The sequence below is a fragment of the Pricia sp. genome, from assembly GCF_041745955.1.
GTDB lineage: Bacteria > Bacteroidota > Bacteroidia > Flavobacteriales > Flavobacteriaceae > Pricia.
On sequence record NZ_JBGTHY010000101.1, the window covers coordinates 1 to 4261 of the forward strand.

A 4261-nucleotide genomic window follows, 5' to 3' on the forward strand; every position below is an offset into this window, starting at 1 on the left:
CCTTTAAAGTATTTACGTGAAAACCATCTTGCCGAGAAGCAAGGTGGTTTTTTTGTTTTACTTTAGTACCATCAACACAAATTTATAAATGAAAAACATACTTCTTTTTGCGGCATTGCTATTTTGTTTTCAGGTGTCGGCACAGCGAAAACCCAAGATTAAAGGGAGCAGGATCGTCACCGATGTACAGGAAAACCTACCGCCTTTCAACACCATCGAATTGAACGATGACCTAGAGGTAAGGCTCCGAAAGGCACCCCAAGAGGGCTATGCCATCACCGCGGATGACAATCTTATCGATGTGCTCAAATTTAAAGTTGAGGATAGTGTTTTAATTATAAGTTCGTTCTACGATATCACCGCTAAAAAGAAATTGGATATTACGGTAAACTATAGCGATATCGATGTTCTTACCCTCCGGAATGGCGACATACGTATGGATGGGGCAATCATTACCAATGGACTTGACGTAAACTTGAGTGAATCCGCCAAACTGCAACTGAATGCGGAAGCCCCCCGCATGGCCATATATATGGAAGGCACTAGTTCCGGCGACTTTACGTTAAAGGGCGACGAAATCAATTTCGTTTTAAAAGATCGTGCCGATGCCCGTATTTACGCGGTGAGCGAAACGAACGACCTTAAAATGAACGGAAACGCCTCGGCAAAGATGGAAGGAACCGTAGGGGACTTTACCATCAATCTTTTTGAAAATTCCAGTTTAAAGGGTGAAGGTATGGAATCTGAAAAGGTACTCGCGAATTTACAGGGTTCCTCTTCCGCTGAAGTCCATGTGAAAATGACTATAGAACTCACATCGAGCGGCTCGTCTAAAACCTACGTATACGGTGATGGCAAAATCGAGATTATCGAGTTTTTGGATACCTCGGAATTGCATAGGGAAAAGTGATAGTGTTAGATGCCCGATACCAGAACCAAACCCATAACTTTTGATTGCCGCCGCCAAGTGCTATGGCTTACTTTTTTGAACCTGCCTGCCGGCAGGCCGGCTTGAACCTCCTCCCGCAATTGGTGCTGTCATCAAATGTTCCGGTATCCCGAACCCATCGACCAAAACCCCGATATGCGGCCGCAGTTCTGTGCACAGACGTTCCACCCGCTGTCGGATGGCCTTTGATTTCGTACTGCCAAGATAGCCTTGTTCCAGATACCACTCGGCATCCTTTCGGATTTCTTGAAGGGCGTACAGCGCTCCCAATTTTTCGAACACCCCTTTATTTTTGCCTTCGGGCAACTGTTCCGTAAAATTGGCGAATGTAGTATAGGCCAGCTCGATACTATATGCTTTTCCCAAGGCCAACAGGTGCGTCTGCACCTTTAAAAATGCTTGGTACGAGGGCATTCCCTGCTTAATATAATCCCGGATACGCATGGCCAAAGTATAGGTCAAACGTCGGGTACGATAATCGAAGGCGTGTTTGTGGAATTTCGGGTTGTACAGATGTTCCGCGTCCACTTTAGTGCTGTACCTCGGATCAATGGTCGTCAGCTTGTCACGGATCTGTATCCCCAAGATTTTAAGGACCGTAGTAAACCCGGCACTATTGAATTCCGATTTAAAATCCGAAAGCACTCCCTTTGCGGCCAGTAACGAGAGTACGGTATTGTCGCCTTCGAAAGTGGTGAAAATATCGACGTCGCCCTTCAGGTCCGCTATTCGGTTTTCCAAAAGATAGCCTTTGCCGCCACAGGCCTCCCGACATTCCTGAATAGCATTGTTGGCGTACCAGGTGATTATAGCTTTCAACCCTGCCACCTGTGTTTCGATGACCCGCTTGTCCGGTTGGGACTCATCGCAATAGGTTTTCATAAGTTTGTCAAGTGTCACATGGTAGACGTAGGCACTGGCTACTAACGGGGTCAGGCGCAATTGATGGGTCGGGTAGTCCATTAAAAGATCTTCCTGAATCTTGACGCTGTCGTTGAACTGACGCCGTTTCAAGGCATGTCTGACGGCAACGGCCAAAGCGAATTTCGCCCCGCCCAATCCCGCGCGGGCCACGCAGATACGCCCGCCGACCAAGGTACCCAACATGGTGAAAAACCGTTTGTTGGGGTTTTTGATATCCGAACGGTAAGTGCCGTCGGGAGTAATATCGCCATACTTGTTGAGCAGATTTTCACGGGGTACGGAAACTTGGTTAAACCATATTTTCCCGTTGTCCACACCGTTAAGTCCCAGTTTATAGCCATTGTCCTCGATGGTAACACCGGGCAGCAGATCGTGTTTTTCATTTCTTACGGGAACCAAAATGGCATGTACGCCTTCATTCTTCCCGTTAACTATCAATTGGGCGAACACCGAGGCCATTTTCGAGTCCAGGGCGTTCCCGATGTATTCCTTGTTGTCATTTTTTCCTGGCGTATGAATGATGAGGCTGTCGGTTTGCCCGTCATAGGTAGCGGTGGTCCTTATACCGCGAACGTTCGATCCGTGTCCGGTTTCCGTCATCGCAAAACATCCTATTAAAGACGCTGTGCCAGCATCCCTAAGATATTGGTCATGGTGTTTTTTCGTGCCCAGTTTTTGGATGCTACCCCCAAAAAGGCCGAATTGCACTCCGAATTTTATGGTGAGGCTACCATCCACAAACATCATATTTTCGAAGATATGTGCATAGCCTTCCATATTATCCTGTCCGCCGATAGTTTCCGGATAGGCGGTGACACCATACCCCTTGTCCGCTAAAAATTTAACCTGGTCTAGCACATGGGCGCGAAATTTTTTCTTGTTCCTATGGATATCCCACTCAAAAATGGGATGATCCACAGCCGAGCGGAATCCATCGACAAGGTCGGCGTGTCTTCCCTTTAGAATTTGATCGATTTCCGAGGCGTTGTAATATCCCGACGTACTGTTATGCTCGATATCCACATCAAAAAGGTGGCTGTAATGGTTGGGCTGTATACCCAGATTGACCTCGATATGCTTGAGATGGTCGTTAAACGGACAAGCTTCATGATAATGGCAGACCAAGTTTTGGCTAAAAGTGGATAGGGGATAGATGTCGCTCTCGACCAATTTTACGCTAGTACTCGAAATGGTCTGCTTCCATGCTTTAAGTGTCTCATTTTTAGGTGGATGTTCAGGGTTCAGCCACGAAAGCAATAGCTTGCGATTTGCCGGGGAGAGGGTTTCGTCTTTGCCGATGGCACTCTCGACCACGTTAATTTCGGATACGGTAATCAGGTCATCCGACCAAATCACATAAAAAAATGGGATATATTGCAGAATATCCGGGGAATAGATTTTCTTTTTCATAGGATGAAATTACGAATTTATCGGTAATAAAAAGTCTTGGTCCTAGGTTCTAGAAGTGCAACGGTCTAGTCTCTTTTTCCCTATCTTTGCTACAATATGAACGAATACCTAGACCCTACCGGAGAAAATCTCTCCGACACCGACCTTGATATAGAAAGGGCTTTACGGCCGATCAGCTTTGACGATTTCACGGGACAGGCACAGGTCTTGGAAAACCTCAAGATCTTTGTCGAGGCCGCCAATCGCAGGGGAGAGGCATTGGATCATACCCTCTTTCACGGCCCTCCGGGATTGGGAAAGACCACCTTGGCACACATCTTGGCCAACGAACTCGGGGTCGGCATTAAAATCACCTCTGGTCCCGTTCTAGATAAGCCCGGCGATCTGGCCGGACTGCTCACCAACCTCAGTGAACGCGACGTACTTTTTATCGACGAGATCCATCGGCTGAGTCCCATTGTAGAGGAATATCTGTACTCCGCCATGGAAGATTACCGCATCGACATCATGATTGAGACCGGCCCGAATGCCCGATCGGTACAGATCAATCTAAGTCCCTTTACCCTAATCGGCGCCACTACCAGATCGGGACTTTTAACTGCCCCGATGCGTGCCCGGTTCGGAATCACTAGCCGGTTGGAATATTACGATACCGAACTGCTGTCGACCATCGTACAGCGCAGTGCCGAAATTTTAAAAGTGCCGATCAGCAATGAATCGGCTATCGAGATTGCGGGGCGTAGTAGGGGCACGCCCAGAATCTGCAATGCCCTTTTGCGCAGGGTACGCGATTTCGCCCAGATCAAGGGCAATGGCAGTATCGATATGGAGATTGCCCAATTTAGTCTAAAGGCCTTGAACGTCGATACCTATGGTCTTGATGAAATGGACAACAAAATATTGACCACCATTATCGATAAATTTAAGGGTGGCCCCGTAGGACTCACGACATTGGCCACCGCCGTTTCCGAAAGTGCA

At 47.6% G+C, this 4261-nt stretch carries 3 protein-coding genes; 2 read left to right on the forward strand and 1 reads right to left on the reverse strand.

Annotated elements, in window-relative coordinates; genetic code table 11:
• Positions 1-88 precede the first annotated feature (88 nt).
• On the forward strand, positions 89-910 hold the full coding sequence (locus ACEW8S_RS03450) for a GIN domain-containing protein (RefSeq protein WP_373516791.1): 822 nt from the start codon (positions 89-91) through the stop codon (positions 908-910).
• A gap of 60 nt (positions 911-970) precedes the next feature.
• Here ACEW8S_RS03450 and ACEW8S_RS03455 read toward each other — a convergent pair whose 3' ends face one another.
• Positions 971-3283, reverse strand: a complete 2313-nt coding sequence (locus ACEW8S_RS03455; protein WP_373516792.1) for an acyl-CoA dehydrogenase — start codon at positions 3281-3283, stop codon at positions 971-973.
• A gap of 96 nt (positions 3284-3379) precedes the next feature.
• On the opposite strand from ACEW8S_RS03455, the gene ruvB reads away from it, so the two are divergent.
• The coding region (gene ruvB, locus ACEW8S_RS03460) for a Holliday junction branch migration DNA helicase RuvB (RefSeq protein ID WP_373516793.1) at positions 3380-4261 on the forward strand (882 nt) is incomplete at its 3' end.